This is a genomic window from Streptomyces sp. NPDC058195 (genome assembly GCF_042883525.1).
Classification (GTDB): domain Bacteria; phylum Actinomycetota; class Actinomycetes; order Streptomycetales; family Streptomycetaceae; genus Streptomyces.
In genome coordinates, this window is record NZ_JBHVVM010000087.1 from 1 (window position 1) to 1,000 (window position 1,000).

Here is a 1,000-nt window from a genome sequence, read left to right on the forward strand (position 1 = left end):
AGGCGGGTGATGTCGATGCCGGCGTCCTCGAACGCCTCCCAGGCGGTCTCCAGCAGCAGCCGCTGCTGCGGGTCGACGGCAGCCGCCTCGCGCGGCCCGATGCCGAAGAACCCGGCGTCGAACTCCCCGGCGGTGTGCACGAATCCGCCTTCGCGGGCGTACGAGGTCCCGGCGTGGTCGGGGTCCTCGTCGAAGAGCCCGTCGAGGTCCCAGCCGCGGTCCTGCGGGAACTCGGAGACCCCGACCCGCCCCTCGGCGACGAACTGCCACAGTTCCTCGGGGGAGTTCACGCCGCCCGGATAGCGGCAGCCCATCCCGACGATCGCGTACGGCTCCTCGTCCTCGGCCCCGGTCTGCGCCACCCGGACGACGGGCTTGCGCGCAGGCTCCGCGCCGACGACCTGCGCGAGCAGGAACCGGGCCGCGGCCGCCGGGGTGGGGTGGTCGAAGATGAGCGTGGACGGCAGCCGGACTCCGCCCGCCTGGGTGAGGCGGTTGCGAAGCTCGACGGCACCGAGCGAGTCGAACCCGAGCTCCCTGAAGGCCCGTTCCGGATCGATGCCCTGCGGCGAGGCGTGGCCGAGTACGGCCGCGACCTGCGCCTGCACGAGGTCCAGGACGATCTGCGGACGATCGGCCTCGGCGGCGGCGGCCACGCGCTCGGCGAGGGAGCCGCCGACGCTCTGGGTGCGGCGCGCGGGCATCCGTACGAGTCCGCGCAGCACGGCGGGGAGCAGCCCGGACCTGGCCTGGGCGCGGAGCACCGACTGGTCGAACAGCACGGGTGCCAGCAGGGCGGCACCCGTCTGCTGTGCCTGGTCGAAGAGGCGGAGCCCGAGATCGGCGGGCAGGGCGGTGATGCCCGTACGGGTCAGCAGCGCGAGTTCGGTTTCGGTGAGGGTGCCGCCCATGCCGCTGGTTTCGTCCCAGAGTCCCCAGGCGAGGGAGGTGGCGGGGCGTCCGGTTGCCTGTCGGCGGGCGGCGAGGGCGTCGAGGGTGG

At 74.1% G+C, this 1,000-nt stretch carries 1 protein-coding gene; it reads right to left on the reverse strand.

Translation table 11 applies throughout. The features are described from left to right. A partial coding sequence (locus ACFVWY_RS35655; protein WP_389879058.1) for a beta-ketoacyl synthase N-terminal-like domain-containing protein occupies window positions 1–1,000 on the reverse strand: 1,000 nt, incomplete at both ends.